Genomic DNA, 5744 nt, shown 5'->3' with positions numbered 1-5744 from the left:
TGGGCGAGCCGGGAGCGGCCAAACGGGCGGCGGCGGAGATCTACGAAACTATGCGCAGGAAGCAATAATAGGTAGTCAGTATTCAGTCTTCGGTATTCGATATTCGGTTAACCGGTATGCCACCAATCCCAAACATCAATTCACAAATCCCAATGAAGATCATAGACCTTCGCTCCGACACGGTCACCAAACCCTCGGCCGCCATGAAGCGGGCCATGTTCATCGCTCCGCTGGGCGACGACGTCATCGGCGACGACCCCACGGTCAATAAGTTGCAAATCGAGACCGCCAAACTGCTGGGCAAGCAGGCCGGGTTGTACGTGCCCTCCGGCACCATGGGAAATCAGATCGCGTTAAAGACCCTGACCCAGCCCGGGGACGAAGTGGTCCTGGACCACGAGTCCCACATCTTCCGCTACGAAGTGGCCGGGGCGGCGGTAATGTCAGGCCTGCAGTTCCATACCATCTCCGGCCCGGGCGGGATCATGACGGCGGAGCAGGTCAGGGAGGCCATCCGCCCGGCCGACATCCACCAGCCGCAAACCACTGTGGTCTGTCTGGAAAACACCCACAACCGGGCCGGCGGGGTCATCTATCCACTGGACGAGATAAAAAAGATCTCCGCCTTGTGCAAAAAACACAAGATAAAAATGCATCTGGACGGCGCCCGCTTGTGGAATGCCTCCATTGCCAGCGGAGTCGGCTTAAAGGAATATTCCAAATACTTCGACTCGGTGATGGTCTGTTTCTCCAAGGGCCTGGGCTGTCCGGCGGGCTCGGTGCTGGTGGGAGATAAAGAGTTCATAGAAAAGGCCAGGCGCAACCGCAAGATGATGGGCGGAGGTATGCGCCAGGCGGGTATTTTGGCCGGGGCCGGGCTGTATGCGCTAAAACACAACCTCAAAAGAATGGCCGAGGATCATAAGCGGGCTCAAACATTAGCCCAAACTATATCTCAAATACCAAAGATCAGGATAGATCTGGCCAGCGTCCAGACCAACATAGTTGTCTTCGACATCAAACAAACCGGAATGCGATCAGAGCAGGCCATGGAAATACTGGCCGGGAAAGGCCTGTGGCTGGTGTCTTTTGGCCCCACCCGGCTCCGGGCGGTGACCCATCTGGACGTGAACGATAAAGACATAGAAAACGCCGGGGCCATAGTGAAGAAAACATTTGGCGGACGCAATAAATAATCATTGCTATTTTACCTGGAACTATATATAATTGCTCACTTTTACCGGTCAACAAAATATTCGTTAAAGGCTTGAGATGAAATACAAATCCCAGCAGATCTCCCACATCAAAAACACCAAGACCGACGTCAAACCCCTGAAAAGCCTGAAGCTTCACGGGTTCAACAACCTGACCAAGACCCTGAGCTTCAACATGTACGACATCTGCTACGCCAAGAACCAGAAGCACCGGGAAGAGTACATCAAGTACATCGATGAGGAATACAACGCGGCCCGGCTGACCAAGATCCTGACCGAGGTGGCCAATATCATCGGGGCCAAGGTGCTGAACATCGCCCAGCAGGACTACGACCCCCAGGGGGCCAGCGTCACCATGCTGATCTCGGAAGAGCACGTCCAGCCGGAGCACATAGACTTTCCCAACGGCACCGCCGAGAACCTGGAGCACCAGGATGTGGTGGGGCACCTGGACAAGAGCCACATCACCGTCCACACTTATCCCGAAAGCCACCCCGACAACGGGATCAGCACTTTCCGGGCCGACATAGACGTCTCCACCTGCGGGGTGATCTCTCCGCTGCGGGCCCTGAACTACCTGATCAACTGCTTCTATTCCGACATCGCCATCATGGACTATAGGGTGCGGGGCTTTACCCGGGATGTCTCCGGCAAGAAGTACTATATCGACCACAAGATCAACTCCATCCAGAACTACCTCTCCAAGGAGCTGGTCAAGGATTACCAGATGGTGGACATCAATGTTTACCAGGAGAACATCTTTCACACCAAGATGGTGCTGAAGGATTTTGACATCGACGAATACCTGTTCGGCCGGGGCCAGAAAAAACTGCTGGCCTGGGACAAGTTCAAGATAAAGAAGCGCCTGCAGAAGGAGATGTACGAGATATTTTCGGGGGAGAATACGCCCAGGTTCTAAAGAGGTTATAATGCTGAGGAGCCGTGAAAAGGGACTGTGCCAACAGTCCCTTTTTTTGTTTCCATAGAACAAACCCTAAAATAGTTGTTTATTATATTGACAGTCATAAAATAATTTTGTATAGTAAAGGCATGGCTAAAACAGTTCAACCGTCACTAATCCTTCGTTCCAAGCTGCAGCTTCCCCGGCCCAAGCCGGAAACCCTTAAAAGGCCCCGGCTGATGGACGCTTTGGGGAACCAGCTGGACCGCCGTCTGCTGGTGATCACCGGCGATGCGGGGTACGGAAAGACCACCCTGCTGGCCCAGATCAGCGAGAAGGCCCGCCTGCCCGGAGTGTTCCTTTCCTTGGAGCCGGAGGACAGCGATCTGGTGACGTTCTATTCCGGCCTGGTCTGCGGGCTGGAGAGGCTGCAGCCGGGGCTGGCCAAGCGCTGCCAGGGCCTGGTCGACCGGGGCACCGACATCGGCAAGAACCACCGGCTGGCCATGGGGACACTGCTGAACGAGCTGGTGGAGAAGCGCAACGAAGAGCTATTCATCTTTCTGGACGACTACCACTCCCTGTCCGATGACAGCGAAGTGCACCAGGCGCTGGATTATTTCATCGATCATCTGCCCCCGGGCGTCCACCTGGTGATAGCCTCCCGCAAGGAACCTCCGCTGCCCTCCCTTCCCAAGTGGCGGGCCAAACGCGACCTGGCCGAACTGAGCCGGGAATCGCTGAAATTCACCGAAGAAGAGATCAGATCCCTGCTGGAGCAATTCTATAAGATCAGCCTTTCGGAAACCGACATCAAAGGCCTGGCCCAGAAGACCGAAGGCTGGATCACCGGGGTCCAGCTGATACTGCAGGCCGCCGGCCGGGACGGACGTTCGGTGCGGGAAATGCTGAACGCTTATCTGGAGGAGCACGGAGACCTGTTCCGGTATTTTGCCGGGGAGATCTTCAACCGGGAGAACGAGGACTTAAAGGATTTTTTAAAACGCAGTTCAGTGTTGGACGTCATGACCGCGGAGTCCTGCCGCTATGTCCTAAAGGCCAATAAATCCGAAAGGCAGCTGGAGGAGCTGGTCAACAGCAACCTGTTTGTCTCTATGACCAACTCAGGGGAATACAGGTACCACAGGCTTTTCCGGGAGTTTCTTTACGACCAGTTGACCGATCCGGGCGAAAGGAGCGGGCTTCACGCCCGGGCGGCGGAGCACCACGAAAAGAACGGCGAATCAGCCAAGGCCATCGGGCATTATCTTTCCGCTGACAAGCACCGGGAAGCGGTGCGGCTGATAGACCGGGACCGGGAGCGGTTGATCAACCGGGCCCAGTTCGCCCTGCTCCGCTCCTGGCTGGAGCGCCTGGCCCCGCAGGTCTATGACGAGTTCCCCTGGCTGTATGCGGTCCAGGCGGTGCTGTGCAAGGAGCAGGGCAAGCTGGAACAGGCCGAAAACCTTTACCAGCGGGCGGAAAAGCAACTGCAGGGGAAAGCGGTCCAAAGTTCTTCCCGGGCTTATGTACTTTACGAAAAAAGCATAGTACTGCACCGCAAGGGGGAATCCAAAGAAGCCCTGACGGTTCTTAAGCTGGCCCTTAAATGCTGCGCACCGGAGAACAGCGACCTGAAGACCTCCATCCTGGGGTTCACCGCCCAGGTCTGGCTGGAGGGGCTGGGGGATGCCAACAAGGCCAAAACCTGCCTGAACCAGGCCCGGAAACTGCTGAAAGGAACCTCCAACAAGATGCAGGCGGTTTACATTGAGCAGAAGCAGTCCGTGCTGTGGGAAAGCATCGGGGAAAAGCGCAAGGCCTTCAACATCTACAAGGGGATCATCGAAATGATCGGCGATGATTACTCGCACCTGGTGGGCTCATACTTTCACAACGCCGCCAAAGTGGCCCTGGATTACGGACGGTACGATTGGGCCGGTGAATGCCTGAACAAGGGGCAGGCGGTGTGCCGGGGCTATGAAGATATTTTCTCCGAATCCATGCTGGAGTTTGGCTACGGGTACCTTTATCTTTTTAAGGGAGAATGGGACCGGGCCCAAAAGCACCTGGAAAGGGCCCACGATATTTTCAAGGAGATGAACTGGACCCGTTCGGTCTGCATAGCGCTCCGCCAGCTAAGCCGCCTTTCCCGCTACCGGGGCGATCCGGACCAGGCCCGCCATTATCTGGAGCTGATGAAACAACAGCCGCTTGGGCCGCTGGACCGGATCGCGGTCTTGATGGAACAGGCCATGATCGGGATATTCAAGGAGCAATACGGCCCGGCCCGGGAAGCCCTGGACTCATGCCGGGAGCAGGCCATCAAATATTTCGGCAAGATGGGGGAAATAATCTGTTATCTGGCCGAGGCGGGCATACAGGCCGGGTTGAAAAGGCCGAAAGAGGCTGAACGCTGGTTCCTTAAAGCGGTCACCCTGTCCAAAGACTACGGCTTTGACGGCCTGCTGGCCTGCGAACTGAGGGCCAGCCCATCTCTTTGCCGATTGGCCCAGAAATGCACAATAGAGAAAACCTATCTGCTGACCATTCCGTCCTTCATGTCCGCAGAGGTTAAAGGTCCGGCTCAAGTGGAAGCCGGACTGCGGGTGGAACTGATGGGAACCCCCGGCATCTTCAGAGGCGAAAAGGAGATCACCAGCGGCTTAAGGCGCCAGGCCCGGCAATTGTTGTGTCTTCTGGCATATCACTGGGAGCGGGGCCTGAATCGGGAGGAGATCCTGGAGGCCATGTGGCCCAGGGTCAAGCCCAAACAGGCGGTGGACAATTTTCATCTGGTTCTGTTCGAGGTGCGGCAGGGCCTGCAGAAAAGCATCGGGAGATCCTATGGCAAGGCCATAGTAAAAGAGGGGGGAAGATACCGGATCGGCCCCGGCCTGCCGGTGAGGACCGATGTCCGGGCCTTTGAGGAACTATTGGCCGGATCGCGGGAATCGGAAAAGGCCGGGGATAACGCGGCCTCCAAAAAGAGCATGGCCCAAGCATTGTCCCTTAAGCGGGGAGAGTTCTGCCAGGGTTGGGCGGAGGACTGGGTCCAGGGGATATCCCGCCGGCTGGAGGATCTGCACCAAAAGGCGCTGTTAAAGCTGGGGGCCCTGCATCTCCGGGACGGAGAACTGGAGACCAGCCGGGAATGTTATGAACTGGCCATCGGGCGCGACGAATTGTGCGAGGAGGCCTGCAGGGGGCTGATCAGGATCCACGGGGCGAAGGGAGATCTTAACCAAGCCAGGGCCCTGTTTGCCAACATAGAAAAAGCCCTGCGCAAGGAATTGAAGGCGGAGCCTGCTACCGAGACCATGGAAATTTACCGGATGGTTATGGCACCAAAGAAATAGGCCGTAATAATTAAATATGACTATCTAACTTGCTCAGGAAAAGTATAGATAAAATAATGGGCTGTCAAAAACGTAGATTTAACCCAACTATGGTTTTTTTATTTTTTATGCTGTCAACTAAGGAAAAGAACCAAAAAGAAAAAATACTCGTTCGGCCTGCGTGGCCCGTTCCATCGCCGCCATCCGCGATTCCTGCGACATCATCGTCGCCTCTTTCCACTGGGGCTTTGAGTACAAGGATCATCCGGCCCGGACCCAGAAAAAACTGGG

Annotated in this window: 3 protein-coding genes; all 3 read left to right on the top strand. The window is 55.8% G+C overall.

Annotated elements, in window-relative coordinates; genetic code table 11:
• The first annotated feature begins 152 nt into the window (after positions 1-152).
• The 3 genes from ltaE (at position 153) to Q7U71_02530 (ending at position 5474) form a co-directional block, all read left to right on the top strand.
• The gene (gene ltaE / locus Q7U71_02540) at positions 153-1196 is read left to right on the top strand and encodes a low-specificity L-threonine aldolase (GenBank protein ID MDO9390632.1); all 1044 of its coding nucleotides are present in this window, start codon (positions 153-155) and stop codon (positions 1194-1196) included.
• 76 nt (positions 1197-1272) lie between these two features.
• The gene (gene speD / locus Q7U71_02535) at positions 1273-2133 is read left to right on the top strand and encodes an adenosylmethionine decarboxylase (protein ID MDO9390631.1); all 861 of its coding nucleotides are present in this window, start codon (positions 1273-1275) and stop codon (positions 2131-2133) included.
• Positions 2134-2264: 131 nt separating this feature from the next.
• Positions 2265-5474 (top strand): BTAD domain-containing putative transcriptional regulator, encoded by a 3210-nt coding sequence (locus Q7U71_02530; protein MDO9390630.1) that lies wholly within the window; start codon positions 2265-2267, stop codon positions 5472-5474.
• The last annotated feature ends 270 nt before the right edge of the window (positions 5475-5744 follow it).

The sequence above is a fragment of the bacterium genome (assembly GCA_030655055.1).
Taxonomy (GTDB): Bacteria; Edwardsbacteria; AC1; order AC1; family EtOH8; genus UBA5202.
The sequence above is the reverse complement of the archived record's forward strand: the minus strand, read 5'-3'. Positions and strand labels throughout refer to the sequence as shown.

Bases quoted from the DNA above. Each gene is read 5' to 3' on its own strand.
- ltaE (MDO9390632.1), top strand. From the start codon at position 153: ATGAAGATCATAGACCTTCGCTCCGACACGGTCACCAAACCCTCGGCC.
- speD (MDO9390631.1), top strand. From the start codon at position 1,273: ATGAAATACAAATCCCAGCAGATCTCCCACATCAAAAACACCAAGACC.
- Q7U71_02530 (MDO9390630.1), top strand. From the start codon at position 2,265: ATGGCTAAAACAGTTCAACCGTCACTAATCCTTCGTTCCAAGCTGCAG.